16 protein-coding genes are annotated in these 15,995 nt (G+C 66.0%); 3 read left to right on the forward strand and 13 right to left on the reverse strand.

Annotation, left to right across the window (positions count from 1 at the left end):
- Positions 1 to 28: 28 nt before the first annotated feature.
- Together kdpB and OHA42_RS32480 are read left to right on the forward strand one after the other, a co-directional pair.
- Positions 29 to 2,089 carry a potassium-transporting ATPase subunit KdpB gene (kdpB, locus tag OHA42_RS32475; protein WP_406239772.1) on the forward strand — a complete coding sequence of 687 codons (2,061 nt, stop codon included), beginning with the start codon at positions 29 to 31 and terminating at the stop codon, positions 2,087 to 2,089.
- Between the two features lies 1 nt (position 2,090).
- Positions 2,091 to 2,978 (forward strand): potassium-transporting ATPase subunit C, encoded by an 888-nt coding sequence (locus tag OHA42_RS32480; protein ID WP_406231578.1) that lies wholly within the window; start codon positions 2,091 to 2,093, stop codon positions 2,976 to 2,978.
- A 115-nt stretch (positions 2,979 to 3,093) separates the two neighbouring features.
- On the opposite strand, the gene OHA42_RS32485 is transcribed toward OHA42_RS32480, so the two are convergent.
- From OHA42_RS32485 to OHA42_RS32495, 3 genes are all read right to left on the reverse strand, one after another.
- A complete protein-coding gene (locus OHA42_RS32485) occupies positions 3,094 to 3,822 on the reverse strand; it encodes a poly-gamma-glutamate hydrolase family protein (protein WP_406231580.1) in 729 nt (242 codons plus the stop codon).
- A 61-nt stretch (positions 3,823 to 3,883) separates the two neighbouring features.
- On the reverse strand, positions 3,884 to 4,105 hold the full coding sequence (locus OHA42_RS32490) for a hypothetical protein (protein WP_406231582.1): 222 nt from the start codon (positions 4,103 to 4,105) through the stop codon (positions 3,884 to 3,886).
- 164 nt (positions 4,106 to 4,269) lie between these two features.
- A complete protein-coding gene (locus OHA42_RS32495; protein ID WP_406231584.1) occupies positions 4,270 to 5,358 on the reverse strand; it encodes a winged helix DNA-binding domain-containing protein in 1,089 nt (362 codons plus the stop codon).
- 80 nt (positions 5,359 to 5,438) lie between these two features.
- Between OHA42_RS32495 and OHA42_RS32500 the strand changes: the two genes are divergently transcribed.
- Complete coding sequence (locus tag OHA42_RS32500) at positions 5,439 to 5,723, forward strand: hypothetical protein (protein ID WP_406231586.1); 285 nt, start codon at positions 5,439 to 5,441, stop codon at positions 5,721 to 5,723.
- 91 nt (positions 5,724 to 5,814) lie between these two features.
- Here OHA42_RS32500 and OHA42_RS32505 read toward each other — a convergent pair whose 3' ends face one another.
- The 10 genes from OHA42_RS32505 to OHA42_RS32550 all read right to left on the reverse strand — a co-directional run bounded on the left by OHA42_RS32505 (position 5,815) and on the right by OHA42_RS32550 (position 15,910).
- Complete coding sequence (locus OHA42_RS32505; RefSeq protein WP_406231587.1) at positions 5,815 to 7,971, reverse strand: glycogen debranching N-terminal domain-containing protein; 2,157 nt, start codon at positions 7,969 to 7,971, stop codon at positions 5,815 to 5,817.
- Positions 7,968 to 9,068: a glycosyltransferase family 4 protein gene (locus OHA42_RS32510; protein ID WP_406239774.1), complete on the reverse strand. Its 1,101-nt coding sequence runs from the start codon at positions 9,066 to 9,068 to the stop codon at positions 7,968 to 7,970. Before OHA42_RS32510 ends, OHA42_RS32505 begins: the two co-directional genes overlap by 4 nt.
- A 349-nt stretch (positions 9,069 to 9,417) precedes the next feature.
- Positions 9,418 to 9,849, reverse strand: a complete 432-nt coding sequence (locus tag OHA42_RS32515; RefSeq protein WP_328413271.1) for a carboxymuconolactone decarboxylase family protein — start codon at positions 9,847 to 9,849, stop codon at positions 9,418 to 9,420.
- Between the two features lie 93 nt (positions 9,850 to 9,942).
- Entirely contained in the window at positions 9,943 to 11,469 is a 1,527-nt protein-coding gene (locus tag OHA42_RS32520) for a PstS family phosphate ABC transporter substrate-binding protein (RefSeq protein WP_406231589.1), read from the reverse strand.
- 195 nt (positions 11,470 to 11,664) lie between these two features.
- Entirely contained in the window at positions 11,665 to 12,723 is a 1,059-nt protein-coding gene (locus OHA42_RS32525) for a PHP domain-containing protein (RefSeq protein ID WP_406231591.1), read from the reverse strand.
- Between the two features lie 5 nt (positions 12,724 to 12,728).
- Positions 12,729 to 13,310: a dihydrofolate reductase family protein gene (locus OHA42_RS32530; RefSeq protein WP_406231593.1), complete on the reverse strand. Its 582-nt coding sequence runs from the start codon at positions 13,308 to 13,310 to the stop codon at positions 12,729 to 12,731.
- A gap of 112 nt (positions 13,311 to 13,422) precedes the next feature.
- Positions 13,423 to 14,289 (reverse strand): bifunctional DNA-formamidopyrimidine glycosylase/DNA-(apurinic or apyrimidinic site) lyase, encoded by an 867-nt coding sequence (gene mutM, locus OHA42_RS32535; RefSeq protein ID WP_406231594.1) that lies wholly within the window; start codon positions 14,287 to 14,289, stop codon positions 13,423 to 13,425.
- 1 nt (position 14,290) lies between these two features.
- A complete protein-coding gene (gene rnc, locus OHA42_RS32540; RefSeq protein ID WP_406231596.1) occupies positions 14,291 to 15,013 on the reverse strand; it encodes a ribonuclease III in 723 nt (240 codons plus the stop codon).
- 22 nt (positions 15,014 to 15,035) lie between these two features.
- Positions 15,036 to 15,218, reverse strand: coding sequence for a 50S ribosomal protein L32 (rpmF, locus tag OHA42_RS32545; protein ID WP_014987105.1), 183 nt, complete (start codon positions 15,216 to 15,218; stop codon positions 15,036 to 15,038).
- A gap of 62 nt (positions 15,219 to 15,280) precedes the next feature.
- Positions 15,281 to 15,910, reverse strand: coding sequence for a YceD family protein (locus tag OHA42_RS32550; protein ID WP_406231599.1), 630 nt, complete (start codon positions 15,908 to 15,910; stop codon positions 15,281 to 15,283).
- Positions 15,911 to 15,995: the final 85 nt, after the last annotated feature.

Genomic DNA, 15,995 nt, shown 5'->3' on the forward strand with positions numbered 1-15,995 from the left:
CGTCGCGCGTGGCGCGCTCGACCCGAAGATGCTACTGACGTCCCTGCCGGACGCGGCACGCAAGCTCGACCCACGCACGATGTGGAAAAACCCGGTGATGTTCATCGTCGAGATCGGCGCCGTCTGGTCGACCGTTCTCGCGATCGCCGACCCTACTTTCTTCGCCTGGGCGATCGTGGTGTGGCTGTGGCTCACCGTAATCTTCGCCAACCTCGCCGAGGCCGTCGCCGAGGGGCGTGGCAAGGCGCAGGCCGACACGCTGCGCAAAGCGAAGACCGACACCATTGCTCGACGCCTTGTCGACTGGTCGCCCGGCGGCCGCGTGGTCGAGGAGAAAGTCGGCGCACCCGAGCTGCAGCGCGGCGACTACGTAGTCGTCGAGGCGGGCCAGATCATCCCCGGCGACGGTGACGTCGTGGAAGGCATTGCCTCCGTGGACGAGTCGGCCATCACCGGCGAATCCGCCCCGGTCATCCGGGAATCCGGCGGCGACCGCTCGGCGGTGACCGGTGGCACCACGGTGCTGTCGGACCGGATCGTCGTGAAGATCACCCAGGAGCCCGGCGCGAGCTTCATCGACAAAATGATCGCCCTCGTCGAAGGCGCCAGCCGACAGAAGACGCCGAATGAGATCGCGCTGAACATCCTGCTCGCCTCGCTCACGATCATCTTCGTGTTCGCGGTGGTCACCCTGCAGCCGCTGGCGATCTTCGCCAAGGCGAACAACCCGGGCGTGCCGGATACCTCGGCACTGGACGTGCACGGCATCACCGGAATCGTCATGGTCTCGCTGCTGGTATGCCTGATCCCGACCACCATCGGCGCACTGCTGTCGGCCATCGGCATCGCGGGCATGGACCGGCTGGTCCAGCGCAATGTGCTGGCCATGTCGGGCCGCGCGGTAGAGGCCGCCGGCGACGTCAACACGCTGCTGCTGGACAAGACCGGCACCATCACCCTCGGCAACCGGCAGGCCTCGGGGTTCGTTCCGGTGCCCGGCATTCCGGACGACGAATTGGCCGATGCCGCCCAGCTTTCCAGCCTCGCCGATGAGACCCCGGAGGGCCGCTCCATCGTCGTCTATGCCAAGCAGGCATTCAACAAACGCGAGCGCACCCCCGGTGAGCTGACCGGCGCGACCTGGGTGGAGTTCACCGCGCAGACCCGCATGTCGGGCGTGAACCTGTCCGATGGGCACCAGCTACGCAAGGGCGCGGCCAGCGCCGTCGTCGAATGGGTTCGCGCACAAGGCGGGGAGGTACCCCACGAGATCGGCGTGATCGTCGACGGCGTCTCCGCCTCCGGTGGCACGCCGCTGGTCGTCGGTTCGGCCGCAGACGGCAAGGCCCGCCTGCTCGGCGTCATCCATCTCAAGGATGTCGTCAAGCAGGGCATGCGGGAACGCTTCGACGAAATGCGTCGCATGGGGATCCGCACGGTCATGATCACCGGTGACAACCCGTTGACCGCCAAGGCGATTGCCGACGAAGCGGGTGTGGACGACTTCCTCGCGGAGGCCACGCCGGAGGACAAGCTGGCGCTGATCAAGAAGGAGCAGGACGGCGGCAGGCTGGTCGCGATGACCGGTGACGGCACCAACGATGCGCCCGCACTGGCGCAGGCCGATGTGGGCGTCGCGATGAACACCGGCACATCGGCGGCCAAAGAGGCCGGAAATATGGTCGATCTGGATTCGGATCCGACCAAGCTCATCGAGATCGTGGAGATCGGCAAGCAGCTGCTCATCACTCGTGGTGCGCTGACCACGTTTTCGATCGCCAACGACATCGCCAAGTACTTCGCGATCCTGCCTGCGCTGTTCATCGTGCTGTTCCCCGGCCTCGACGCCCTGAACATCATGCGGCTGGCCAGCCCGCAGTCGGCGATCCTGTCGGCGGTCATCTTCAACGCGCTCGTCATCATCGCGTTGATCCCGTTGGCCTTGCGCGGCGTGAACTACACGCCGACCAACGCATCGAAACTGTTGAGCCGCAACCTCACCATCTACGGCCTCGGCGGCATCGTCGCACCGTTCATCGGCATCAAGCTCATCGACCTCGTCGTCCAACTCCTCCCCGGGATGTCCTGATATGCGTATGTCAACTTGGATCCGGCAGCACGTAGCCGCGTTGCGTGCGCTGCTCGTGCTCACCGCGATCACCGGAATCGTTTATCCACTGGTGGTTTTCGCGGTTGCTCAGCTGCCCGGCCTGCACGACAAAGCCGAGGGCTCGCTGATCACCGTCGACGGAAAGACAGTGGGCTCCAGCATCATCGGGCAGTCGTTCACCGACAAGGACGGCAACGCGCTGGTGCAGTATTTCCAGAGCCGCCCGTCGGCGGCCGGCGACGGCTACGACCCGCTGTCCACTGCGGCGTCCAACCTCGGCCCCGAGAGCATCGTGGACACCCTGGACGGCGATCCGGCGAACGTGAAGCCGAGCCTCCTGTCCACCGTGTGCTCGCGCAGCAAGGCAGTCGCCGACCGTGAGGGGGTCGACGGCAGCCGTCCGTTCTGCACGAAAGACGGTGTGGGTGCAGTGCTCTCGGTGATCGGCCCGCGCGACGCCGACGGCGAGGTCTCGCAGCCGGTGCAGGTCGTCAGCGTCAACGAGGCGTGCCCGACGACGCCGTTCCTGAACACCTATAGGGGCGTCAAGGTCGAGTGCGCCAAGCCGGGCGAGGACTACTCGGTCGGCCGAATAGTCCCGATCTACGGTGACGCCTCGACCGACACCCCGGTGCCCACCGATGCCGTCACCGCTAGCGGCAGCGGCCTGGACCCGCATATCTCTCCGGAGTACGCGGCCATCCAGGTGGCGCGCATCGCCCAGGCCCGCAACATCTCCGAGGATCAGGTGCGGGCACTCATCGACGCCCACACCGATGGCCGGACGCTCGGCTTCCTCGGTGAACCACGCATCAATGTGGTCGAGCTGAACCTGGAGTTGGACAGCAAGTACCCGTTCCGCAGCTGACCCACTCCCAGATCGACCGAGGGCCGCCTTCATCCGCACTCAGCCGACGAAGGCGGCCCTCCACTTTGTGGCCCGAACCTGGCGCCAGCAGGCCGGGACGACGACTCGGGCCGGGCTAGTTCGCCGGGGCCGGCTCGTACGGCACCATTTCGGCGGGTAGAACCGAGAGCACCGCATCGACGTAGCGGTAGAACGCCGCGGTGCGGTTGCTCGAATTCTGGATCCAGTCGAGACCGAGATTGCCGTCACGGAAGAACTGGCGGCGTTGGCCGGTGGACAGTTCCAGCTGCACGCCCTTACCCCGGCGATTGCGATTGGCGATGTTCTGCGGGGAGTCGCCGTTGATGTTGTCCGGTGTCTCGTCGGCCACCGTGAATCCGGCACGCTCCAGTACTGAACGCACCTTCTTCATCAGCACAATGTCGCGGCCACCGACATGGGTGACGGGAGATGAGCCGCTCACACCGTGCCAGGACACCGTGTAGGAGCTCTGCTCGACCACGTGCACCCCGATGGGTTCGTCGAACCGGGTGGAGGTGATGTGCAGGTCGTCGTTGTCCTTCGGCTGAATCGCTTCGAAGGTGTAGCCGGCGCATTCCGCCTTCTGCGCCGCGTATCGAGCCAGCTCCGAGGTGCCCGCTTCGATCGAACCACCGTGGATGGCTATGTGGGCTACCGGCGTGCTGACGCCGGTTGACCCAATCGCGGTCCTGAGGTAGTCGATGCCTTCTCGCTTGGCTGCCGCGAGCTCCGCGTAGTTGCGATATTTGTCGTCGGCGGACGCGCGGCCTGCGCCTGCCAACAGGGCGACGGCAGCGACCAGAACGACCATGACTTTCTGCACAAGAGCAGGCTAGCCATCCTCGGCGACAACAAGATACAACTGCCTGCAAGCGGCGCAGCCCCTAGGCCGCGCCCAGCACCCGATCGAGAAGATGCTCGACGAGCTCCACGGCCGACTGTGCCGTGGAGTGCCCGGGCAGCATGCCCTGGGCGAGACCACCGGTGGTGGCCAGGATCAATTCGGCATCGAGATCCGGTACCACCGCCAACGAGGGGTCGGCTTCCCGGACACGCCTGAGCTGATCGGCGACGAGGGCGACCAATGCGCGGGGTGGTCTACGCACTCGACACCATCGGAACAGCGGGTCGCAGCGTGCAAACCGAGATCGACAGCTATCCCGGCGCCGGGCACGGGCTGCTGTGGGAGATCCCGGAGCAGGTGATTCCACGGAATCCTCGATTTCGTCCGGCAGCACGATCTGGTCGATATCTGAGGCACTGCGACAGGTCAGGCGTCGATGACGACCTTGCCCGTCGCCTCCGGAACCACGAAGGTGAGCAGGTGTTCGGCTTCGACGCGGACAGCCTGCTCGTCATCGAGCGAGAGTGGGTGCCACGGGGTGATGCGCACCGTGGCGTCGTCGAGTGCCCAGCGACCATGGACGAAACCGTCGACGAGGTACATCGGGACACCCCCGGACGCCTCCTTGGCGATCCGGCCGCGGTCTTCGTCGCTGATTATTCGGCGGCGGTCCCGGTGCCCGAGCAGTGAGTTGTCGAAGGCGGGCAGAAAGCGCACCGGGACCGGCAGATGCGGGTCGGCCAGCGGCGCTTCGGGCAGGTCGAACAGCTCTCTGCCCTGTTCGTCACGGAAGACGCGCAGGTTCGCACGCATGCCGTCGACCACTCCGGCCAGCCGGGTGATGCCCGCCCAGGCCTGGATATCCGCGACGCTCGCCGGGCCGAAGCCCGCAAGGTAGCGCAGGATGAGGGTCTCTCGCTGTGGTTGCGCGGACATCGGCGCGCCCATCCATTCCTCCGCGAGGCCGATGGTGACAGAGCGGTTGCGCCATCTGCCCCATGCGCCGGTGTCCGGGCCGTGCACCAGTGGAACCATGAGCTCGACCGCCTCGGCGAGCCTGCGGGTATGCCGGCCCGGAAAGCGTTCGGCGAGAAGCAGTCCCAGCTCGCTGCGGGTCAAGGTCCGGCCGGCAAGCAGCTCTCGGCCCGCGGCGGCGACCGCATGGTGGTCGAGGCCATCGATCTCGTCACGGAAGTACGCCGCCTGCAACGCCGCGCTGACGACGGGTTGCACCGTCGGCCGCAGCCAACGGAAATCCTCGGCGGCAGCCAGGTGCACGGTGCGCCGAATCATGCCCGAGCGCACCAGCTTCCGCTCTCTCAGCAGTTGCTCGAGCTCATCGTGCCGGAACTCCGCCAGCCGGGCCCACAGCCCGACGTATGGCCAGTTCGGTTCCTGCCCTTGCACCGCGACCAGGTGTTGCACGAGCTCGAGCGGCGTCATCGACACCCGCTGCACCAACAGCTGGCGCATCAACAGGGTTCGATTGAGCTCACGCAGCGACAGTTCGGTCATCCCGCCATCCTGACCGATGCCACCGACACCTCGGCACTCCACAGGTGGACTGTCGATATACGCATACATATACTGAGGACATGTTCGACCCCATCACCTTGACCGTCGGCGTGGCGATCGCGGGAGTCGGCTGGGCGGTGGGTCGATTCAGCCGACGCGGCACAGCGGCCGCCTCGCCCGCCCCCTGCGGCTGCGGCCACGACCTCGCCATGCACGACCCACAAGAGGGCATCTGTCACGCGGAGAGCTCCCGCAGGAGCAGCTCCGGATTGCGCGAATGGGTTCGCTGCGGCTGCCGCCGGTATACGGGGCCGACGCCCATCGAGGACTACTTCACCCGGCCGATCCTGCCGCCTGCGGAATAGACCCGAAGCGTCGTTCCATCGACATCTGCCGAGCCGGGCACGCGCGACCGAACAACGAGCATTGCGGCCCGCGGCTTGCCCAGCGGCGGAGTCAGCGGGTGACCACCTGCCAGCCGTCGGGCACCCGCGCCGAGATCACCTGCGTGCCCTCCGCCTCCAGATCGATGGTCACCGAACCCAGGCGCAGATCGGTCAGTGAGATCCGGCCCCACTCCGGCGGCAATTGTGGGCGCAGAGTGACGGTGCGGCCGGGCACATTCGGGTCGAGCCCGAGGAAGGAACGCACCAGCAACAATGGCGCCGCACTCGCCCATGCCTGCGGTGAACACGAGGTCGGGTACGGCACCGGCACCGCGAACTGATCACGCGGAAATCCACAGAACAGCTCGGGCAGTCGACCACCGAAAGCTGCTGCGGCATCGAGCAATCCGCTCGCGATACGGGTTGCCAACTCCACCGCACCGGGGACCTGCCGGTAGCGCAGCAGCCCGGCGACGGCGATCGCGGTGTCGTGCGGCCACACCGATCCGCAGTGATAGCTCATCGGGTTGTAGGCGCCCATCGACGAAGAAAGCGTGCGCAATCCGAAACCGGTGTCCATATCCGGGCCGGACAACCGCTGCACCAACTCGGCGGCATGCTCGTCGGTGGCGATGCCGGCCCAGAGACAATGTGCCACATTGCTTGTCAGCGCATCGACCTGGCGCTTGCCGCCGTCCAGCGCTACTGCGTACCAGCCTCTGTCGGACAGCCAGAATTGCTCGGCGAACTTGCCGCGCAGTTCGGCGGCCCGCTCGCGCAGCCGAGTCGCGACGCGTGGCTCGCCGAATACATCGGCGAGTTCGGCCCGAGCAAGCAGGGCGGCGTGCGCATAACCCTGCACCTCGCACAGCGCGATCGGGGCCGCGGCAAGATGACCTGCGGCGTCGTTGATTCCGTCGAAGCTATCCTTCCAGCCCTGGTTGATCAGACCTCGATCGCTGGCTCTGCGGTACTCGACGAAACCGTCGCCGTCCTGATCGCCGTACTCGGTCAACCAGCCGACCGCGGCGTCGGCAGCGGGCAACAAGGCCCTTATCGCATCGGGATCCGCGCCCCACCGGTGACATTCGGCGAGCAACATTACGAAAAGCGGTGTGGCGTCGGCAGTCCCATAATAAATGTTGCCGCCGAGTGCCTGTCCGCTCGCCGGGCCACGGCGCATCTCATGCATGATCCGCCCCGGCTCCTCCTCGGTAAGCGGATCGACCTTCTTGCCCTGCAATTCGGCCAGCTGTTGCAGTGTGCCGAGCGCCAGATCGACCTCCAGCGGCAGTGCCATCCATGCGGTCAACAGGCTGTCGCGACCGAACAGCGTCATGAACCAGGGGGCGCCTGCGGCGACGAACGGCCTGCCCTCGCCGGTTTCGTCGTGAATCTGCAAGGCGCCGAGATCACTTTCCGAGCGCCGCAACACCTGAGTGAGCAGCAAGTCGGTGGCGGCGATCTTCGTTGCGGTATCGCGCCACGCCTCGATCTTGCGGCTCGGTGCGCTGAGCCCACCGTGCTCACCCGGCGCCAGCGGTGCCTGGACGCGCTGGTTTCCCACAGTCGGCTGGGCGATGATCTCGGTCTGCCAGCTCCCCCCCGGCGGCACCACGATCCGCCAGACCAAGGTGCCGGGCAATACCGTGGGTTCGACGGTCGCCGTGACCGACAGCCCGCGCGCCCGATCGACGTGATCGTGCAACAACAGCTCGCCCTCGGCCACCGCTATGTCGGCTCTCCCGTGCCCGGCCCTGCCCTCTTTGACCGCGAACAGATCGAGGAAATCGGCGTCGACATGCAGTTCCAATGTGACCGCCGTCGGCTCGCGGCCCATATTCTCCAGCGTCAGTATCTCGTGCATCCCGTCGGCGATGAGCCGCTCGCGCACCACGAGCAGCGTGCTGTCGGCCAGCCCCGCCTGCGGCGGTCTTCGCAGCACGAACCGTGCCGCGAACGCTTCCGGGCTCAGCACCGAAAGCGGTTCGGCGGGCTTGCCGTCCACCAGCAGCTCCCAGCGCGAAATGACGCGTGCGTCCCGGAAGAACAGACCGTGCGGCCGGCCCGGCTCGACATCGCCGAGCCGGTTCGACAGACAGAACGTCGCGCCCTCGACCAGCGTCACCGAACTGTCGCAGCCGCCGAGGCCGGTGGGCTCGCCGGAGTTCAACGGTCGTGGGCTCTGTGGTTCAGGGCTCGGCGCAGCGCCGATCTCTGCTGTCATGCCAGTTCGCTCGCCGCAACCCGGACCGGAACGGTCTCATCGACCCAGCGGGCGGCTCGGGCCTTCCGTCCTTGCCGCAGTAGCCGGTGATAGACCTGCTCGTAGCCGCGCCCGAGCGTGTCGGCGCCGAAGTTCGCCTCGACATGCGCCCGGCAGGCGGCCGGATCCAGCTCGCCCACCTGAGCGATCGCCGCGGGCAGCTCGGCCGGATCGTCGCAGATCCGTCCGGTCACGCCGTCGACGATCACCTCGTCGACCGCACCGCCGCGCAGCGCGACCACCGGGGTGCCGCAGACCATCGATTCGATCATCACCATGCCGAACGGTTCCTCCCAGCGGATGGGGAACAACAGACAACGCGCACCGGAGAGTAGCTTGCGTTTGGCCGCCGCGTCGGCGAGTCCGAAAACATGATCGTGCTCGGTCAGCAGCGGTCGCACCACCTTCTCGAAGTACGCCAGCTCCGGCGGTTCACTGCACTTGCCAGCGAGCACTAGCGGAATACCCGCCGCGTGTGCGGCCTCCACCGCGAGGTGGGGTGCTTTGCACTCGTTGAACCGACCGAGAAACAATGCATAGTTTCCCTTGTCCGCACGGAACGGCCATTGGTCCACGTGCAGCGCGTTGTGTACGCGCCCAACCCAATTCAAGTCCGGCGCCAGTGCGCGCTGACGGTCGCTGATCGCCACGAGCGCGACCTCGTTGCCGAGTTCGCGGTAGTACCGATAGGAATCGTCCTCGACCGGGCCGTGCACCGTCACCACTGTCGGCAGTCCGAGCTTTTGGTAGGCGGGCACGTTGAGGGGGCCCGCGAAGGTGTGGTCGTGCACCAAGTCGATGCCAGAGGTGGCGGCGATGTGCTCGATGGCCCTTCGCGACTTGAGCGCATGGACTACTTCCGGAAACGGCTCGCCGAGCCGCTCGGGCAGCGCCCGGTCCCACACCGGGACGAACTTGGCCTTGGTGCCCGGTTCACCCGCGCCGATCAGCGTCACATCGTGGCCCCGGGTGACCAGCGCATCGACCAGATCCGCGACGACTGCCTCGACACCGCCGTACGCCTTGGGCGGCACGTCGAAATACGGGGGGACAACCATCGCGATGCGGAATCGTTCGCCGACGTGATCGATCGACAGCAGATCCGAAGACGCAATCGGCGCCGAACTGGGCGTGGATAACCGTTGACTCATGACCATCCTTCCAAGCAACCGTTGGCACTCGCATCCACCCAGCACTCGGAGCGCTGGGCGCCGAACGTGGTGGCCGCCGCGGCGGAGGTGGAGACAATGCCTGCACCGCCGTCCATCAGGGCTTGGTTGGCCTGTTCGCGCCGGGGGCGCGAACAGGGGGGCCGACACAGACGTACCTCATGATCAACTATTCAAACCAGGCAGGGGGCCCCAATTTTGGGCCCGACCGAGCAAGCGCTCGGCCGGGTTACCGGCCTCAGGGCAGCTCGGGCTGCATCCGCAGCGGCACGCCGATCCGATTCCACAGGTTGATCATCGCGGTGATCGCTACCAGACCGGCGCGCGCGCCCGTCTCGAAGTGCTTCTCGACATCCGCCCAGATCTCATCACTCACGCCGTGCTCACCGAGCTTGGTGACCGCCTCGGCATAGGCTAGCGCGGCACGCTCCTGCTCGGTGTACAACGCCGATTCGCGCCAGGCGTCGAGCTGGAAGATCCGCTTCTCGGTTTCACCTGCCAGGCGAGCATCGGTGGTGTGCATGTCGATGCAGTACACACAGCCGTTGATCTGCGAGCCGCGGATCTTCACCAGCTCGCGGATCGTCGGATCCAACGGGCCGCGGCGGATCGCCGATTCTGCGGCAAACCAGGCGTGGTAGATCTCGGGGGCAACCTCGGCCAGATTCATTCGTGCCACGGTGTTCGTCCTCTCTCAGGTGCTTACTGCTGCACCTGGGAGACGACATAGCCGCCGCTGCTGTGACATCCGGGGAGCTTGCCGTCACACATCCGGCTGGCATCGAGTCGGATCCGGCAGGTCACCGCAGGCCACATTGCCGTGCGCGTTCAGCACATTCCGCCCCGCCTCGTCGGTCAGGTAGCGCCGGAAACCGGCGGCCAGTGAGTCGCCGGGCAATTCCCCATAGCTGTAGACGAATTCGATCCCCCAGAACGGGTACGTGCGGTTTATCGCACTGTCGCGGGACGCGGTGATGCCATTGATCGCCACGGTCGGCACCCCCGCTCTCGTCGCCTCGGAGAACTCGCTGTAGCCGATAGCGCCCGGCAGGTCTGCGACGGCTTGCAACATGTCCTTGGTGACCTGGACGTCGCAATGGGCGGCACTCGGCGGCGGGATGTCTTCCAGCGCCTTACAGCTCACGTGCGATCGGATGACCTGCGGCTGGGTGAGCAGTCGTCGTTCGAAGGTATTCCTGGTCCCGGAACCGGGGATGCGATTGACGAGGACGATCGGCAGATCCGGTCCGCCGACGTCGCGCCAGTTGGTGATCCGATCCTGGTAGATGTCCTCGATCTGTGCGGCCGTCAGGCTGCGGACACCCACGCCCGGGTGCACGACCATAGTGAACAACGACAGACCGAGTGCCCGCTTGAGCAATGCCGCATACCCCTCGCCCTTCGGCCCGTCGGTGATCGCCAGCAGATCGTGGTTGTCCTTGCCCTCCTCGATGAGCCGGTCGAGGCCGCGTTCGGTGCCCTCGAAGGCGAAAGTGAATTCGGCTCCGGTACAACGCTTCCGGTACTGTGCCGCGGCATCCTGGATGACCGGGGCGAACGCGGAAGACCCGACCAGCGTGAGCTTGCCCGCGGCACAGTCCAGCGGTGTCGGATCCGGCTCGACCGCGGCGACGACGAGCTGGACGACGATCACCATCACCAGAAAAGCGGTGAGCGCCAGCATCACTCGGGACGCACCCGTGCGACTCTGGGTCTCCGTGACCGTCCCGCCTTTGATACCGCCTTGCAGCACCGGCGCGCGGTATTCCCCCGTCCCCTCGGAGCGCTGCAGGATGGCCAGGATCTTGTAGTGATCGCCGCGGTTCAACGACACCTTAGGCAGGTCGATGACGCCGATGTGCCCGATCATGTCCTCCCGCACCGCGATTCCCGAGTCGCGGTCCAAACTGTCGGCGAGGCCGGGTTCGCTCAGCTCGGTCACCGCCATGCCGATGACCCGACGCTGCGGAAAGTGCAGGTGCAGGCCGACTCGGCCGGCATCGGGTGCCTGATAGTCGCGGCTGTCGATGGTCGTGGCACCGCTGTTCTCGATGCGGACCAAGACGACAGACAGATCTTTCAGCTCCGGACTCGAGCCGTCCAGATCCGGGCGAAGCTGCGGCAGCACTCCGGGGAAGACCGATTCGATCTCACCGGTGACAGGCGTATCCATCTGCACGCGGTAGCCGAGCTGCCTGCGCCCCACGAAGACGAACTCCCACAGGAAAGCACCAGCCGACAACAGGATTGCGATAATCGCCAGCACGATCTCGACCGGAAAGTCGCCCACCAGAAAATCCACTCCCCAAGAGATCGTCGTACCAACCATTTTCGGGTGCGATCGGCGATCAGCCCATGGACGGCACCATTATTCGACAACAGTTAACCCGGCGGCCACCCGCGATACATGGTCAGGGCGCCTCGATCGAGCCGATCTACCGCGCCGGGATCGCGCTGCGGGCAGCGGCGCAAATGCAGCCAGGTGTCACGCCGACTTGGTCCAGGCCAGCATGTCGGCCAACGGCCACGTGTTGATAACTCGCTCCGCCGCAACACCATTCGCGACCGCTCGCTCGCAGCCGTAGCCCTGCCAGTCCAATTGGCCCGGCGCGTGCGCATCGGTGTCGATGGAAAACTCACAACCCATCTCGACCGCGAGCCGGATCAGCCGGGACGGCGGGTCGCGGCGCTCGGGACGGCTGTTGATCTCGACGGCAGTGCCGTAGTGGCGGCAGGCCTCGAACACGACTTCCGCGTCGAATGTCGACTCGGGACGGGTGCCGCGGGCCCCCTCGACGAGTCGGCCTGTGCAGTGCCCGAGCACGTCGACATTCGGGTTGGCCACGGCATAGACCATCCGCTTGGTCATCGTCTCGCTGTCGGCGCGCAGATGCGAATGCACGCTGGCGACAACGATATCGAGCTCGGCGAGCAGATCGGCGTCCTGGTCGAGGGCGCCGTCGTCGAGGATGTCCACCTCGATGCCGGTGAGGACACGAAACGGTGCCAGCTGCTCGTTCAATTCCGCGATGACATCCAGCTGGCGACGTAACCGGCTCGCCGAGAGTCCGTTGGCGACGGTCAGCCGCGGCGAATGGTCGGTGAGCGCACAGTATTCGTGGCCGAGGGCCGCCGCGACGCCCATCATCTCCGCGATCGGGCTGCCACCGTCGGACCAGTCGGAATGGGTGTGCAGATCGCCGCGCAACCGGGCCCGCAGCGGCTTGCCCGGCACACCGATGGGCTGCGCGGCCGCACGCAGATCGAGCAGATACTGCGGTGTCGCACCGGAACACGCCTGCTCGATCACGGCTGCGGTCTTCGGTCCGATACCGGCGATGTCACTCCAGCTGTGTGCTGCCCGATGCGCGGACAGCTCATCGGAAGGCAGCTCCGCCACAATGTCGGCGGCGCGCCGGTAGGCCTTCACTCGATGTGTCTCCGACCGCGAACGTTCCAGCCAGAAGCCGATCTCGCGCAGCGCCTCCACCGGACCCGGCACACCACTCGGGTCCGATTCAGCGATCGGATCATGGTCTGCCACAGCGGTTAGTGAATCCTGCTGTACTTCATGAAGGCCACCCCGTCCTCGAACACCCGGCTGGTGATCATCCGGAACCTGGCCGCGTCGGGCAGCCGCGGACCGGAACCGAACAGCGACCGGCCCCGGCCCAGCACGATCGGATACAGCTTGAGGAAGATCTGATCGATCTCCGGCAGCAGCACCTGGGCGAGCTCACCACCGCCGCACAGCCAGATCCCGAGCCCGTCCTCGCGCTTGAGCTCACGCACCTTCGCCAGCGGGTCGGCGGAGATCAACTCCACCGCGGGATCGGGACTCTCCGGCAACGTCGTCGACACCACGAACTGCCGCAGATGCGCATACGGGGTCGAGGTCCCGGTCCTGACACCGAAGTCGTGTGTCTTGCGTCCCATCAGCACCGTATCGAAGTAGCGGTTGTGCTTGTCGATGCCAAGGGCCTCCCGCACCTTCGTCGGCAGCGTTTCCGGGTACTGCGCGATGATCGCCGGACCGTGATCACCTCCCACCGGGAAGAAATCGACCGAGCCGTCCTCGGTGGCGATGAATCCATCGATGGTCGATGCGACGTAGTAGGTGAGCTTGCGCATGAATCAGCACTCCTCGACAGGGTGTGACGATGCATCGTGTACAGGCTTGCGCATATGTCCTTCCTCAACGGCCGGCGTGACTCCCGAACCGCCTAGAAAGAACGGTAGCTCGCTAGTGTGTCCGGGGGCGAGGCTTCGGCTGGCAGCGTGGGCAGGAATAGGACGAGCGGTTCATGAAACGCTCACGACGGATCGCCGCGCCGCAACGGCGACAGGGTTCGTCCTCGCGGCCATAAACGGCCAACGAGCGCTCGAAGTAGCCGGATTGACCGTTCACGTTCACATACAACGCGTCGAACGAAGTACCGCCCGCGGCGAGCGCCTCGCCCATCACGACGCCGACCTCGGCGAGCAGGGTGCGCAGGGCGGGTCTGGTCAGTCCGGAGGCCGGCCGGTTGCCATGTATTTTGGCTCGCCACAGGGACTCGTCGGCATAGATGTTGCCGATACCGGAAACCACGGACTGGTCGAGCAGCAGCCGTTTGATCTCGCTGTCTTTGGTGCGCAGCGTGGACACCACGGACTCGGAGTCGAAGAGCGGATCCAGCGGGTCGCGAGCGATGTGCGCAACAGGCTCGGGCAGCAGTGTGCCCTCGACTGTGACCAGCGGTGCGAGGGCCCAGCCGCCGAAGGTGCGTTGATCGACGAAGCGCAACTGGGTGCCGTCGTCGAGGGTGGCCAGGATGTGGGCGTGTTTCTCCACCGGAGTATCGGCGGGCTGCACCAGCATCTGCCCGCTCATCCCCAGGTGCACGACCAATGCGGTGTCGGGATCGTCGAAGGTGAGCCACAGGTACTTGCCGCGGCGCTCCGCCGCGGCCACGCGCAGCCCGGTCATCCTGGCGGCCAGATCGGCGGCGCCCTCGAGGTGCCTGCGCACCGAACGGGGGTGGGTCACCGTCACCGATTCGACGACATGGCCGACCACATGCTCGGCGAGTCCACGCCGGACGACCTCGACCTCGGGGAGTTCGGGCACGTCAGGCTTCGGCGGTCAGTGCCTGGTAGGCGGCGCCCGCAGCCTTCTGCTCCGCTTCCTTCTTGGATCGGCCGATGCCGGAACCGTACGGGCGACCGCCGATCACCGTGGTCGCGGTGAATTCCTTGTCGTGGTCGGGGCCCGTCGAAGTGATCTCGTAGCTGGGCACACCGAGGCCGCGTTCGGCGGTGAGCTCCTGCAGGCTGGTCTTCCAGTCGAGGCCCGCCCCCATTCGGGGACCGCGCTCGAGCAGGTCGGCGAACAGCCGCAGCACTACCTCACGCGCCACATCGATGCCGTGCTCGAGATGCACCGCTCCGAGCAGCGACTCCATACCGTCGGCGAGAATGCTCGGCTTGTCCCGACCGCCGGTGAGCTCTTCGCCCTTACCCAGCAGCAAGTGCACACCGAGGCCGCCTTCGCCCAGTCCACGCGCCACCTCGGCGAGTGCGTGCATGTTCACCACGCTCGCCCGCAGCTTTGCCAGTTCGCCCTCGGACTTGTCCGGGTGCTCGTGGTACAGCCGCTCGGTGATGCTCAGGCCGAGGACCGAGTCGCCGAGGAATTCCAGGCGCTCATTGGTCGGCAGCCCACCGTTTTCATAGGCATAGGACCGGTGGGTCAGCGCGAGGCGCAACAAATCCGGCTGCACGCCGACGCCGAGCGCGGCGAGCAGCCGGTCATGGTCACCGGAGAAGCCCGGTTCGTCCTTACTGACGGTCACGTCGATACGACAGGTCGAACGATCAGACAGCAGCGGTGACCTGGCGGCCCTTGTACGTGCCGCAGGAGGGGCACGCAATGTGCGGCAGCGTCTTCTCGCCGCAGGCACGGTTCGGGCACGTGATCAGGGTCGGCGCGGTGGCCTTCCACTGACTGCGCCGCGACCTGGTGTTGGAACGGGACATCCGGCGCTTGGGAACGGCCACGACTACTTCTCCTCTTGTCTTATTGCTTGCCAGTTCACAGATCGGTCTTGCTGATCCGGGTCTTAATGATCGGGGTCGGCGGCACCCGAATCGGGGCTACCAGTGCCGGGCGACTCGGTGGCGAACTTCGCCAACCCGGCCCAGCGAGGGTCAAGTATCTCATGCCCATGGTCGGAACCCGCAATCGCCATCCGTACACCGCATTCCGGGCACAGTCCCGCGCAGTCCGGAGAGCACAACGGCTGCAACGGAAGTTCGAGACCGATGGCGTCGATGATCACCGGTTCCAGGTCGATAGTGTCGTCGATCAGACGGTGGATCTCGTCGTCCTCGGTGGTCTGCTCGGTCGCGCTGTCCGGGTAGGCGAACAGCTCGGTCAGGTTGAGCTCGACCTCACCGGTGAACGGTTCCAGGCAGCGCGTGCACTCCCCCGCCGTCGACGCCGCCACCGTTCCGGTGACCAGCACACCCTCGGACACCGCCTGCAGCTGCAGGTCGAGTTCGACATCGGAACCCGCAGGTATGGCGATCAGGTCCAGCCCGATTCGATCCTTCGTGGTGACGATGCGATGGAGCTCCTGCATCGTTCCCGGGCGACGACCCAGGCTGCGAGTGTCCAGCACAAAGAACGCGTCCGGATTGCGGCGCGCAGCCGCATGGGGACGCGAGGCAGAACCGGAACCGGCGGACATCACAAAACTCACTCACGTTCGAAGGGAAATGGGCAACCACACCACAATACGCGAGGGGTCACCCGAAGCCCAAAACGCCACTGCT

Source organism: Nocardia sp. NBC_01009 (assembly GCF_045208035.1).
Classification (GTDB): domain Bacteria; phylum Actinomycetota; class Actinomycetes; order Mycobacteriales; family Mycobacteriaceae; genus Nocardia.